This window comes from Pseudonocardia sp. D17, from assembly GCF_036984265.1.
GTDB classification, from domain to species: Bacteria; Actinomycetota; Actinomycetes; order Mycobacteriales; family Pseudonocardiaceae; genus Pseudonocardia; species Pseudonocardia benzenivorans.
This window is the reverse complement of record NZ_BPRG01000175.1, coordinates 1-292: the sequence shown is the minus strand read 5'-3', so window position 1 is coordinate 292 and position 292 is coordinate 1. Positions and strand designations below refer to the sequence as shown.

Genomic DNA, 292 nt, shown 5'->3' with positions numbered 1-292 from the left:
CGGTGGTGACCCCCGACGGGCGCACCCTCGCCATCACCAGCAGCTGGGACGGGACCGTGCGGGTGTGGGACCTCAACACCGGAGACCAGATCGGCCAGCCACTGACCGGCCCCGGCGACCGTGTGGTCGCGATGGCGACGGTGGTGACCCCCGACGGGCGCACCCTCGCCGTCACCGGCAGCGACGACAGGACCGTGCGAGTGTGGGACCTCAACACCGGAGACCAGATCGGCCAGCCACTGACCGGCCACGAGGACCGCGTGATCGCGGTGACGACGGTGGTGACCCCCGA

Annotated in this window: 1 protein-coding gene; it reads left to right on the top strand. The window is 71.9% G+C overall.

Annotation, left to right across the window (positions count from 1 at the left end; genetic code table 11):
- Positions 1–292, top strand: a 292-nt coding sequence (locus tag PSD17_RS25045) for a WD40 repeat domain-containing protein (protein WP_339124790.1), incomplete at both ends; no start/stop codon positions are given.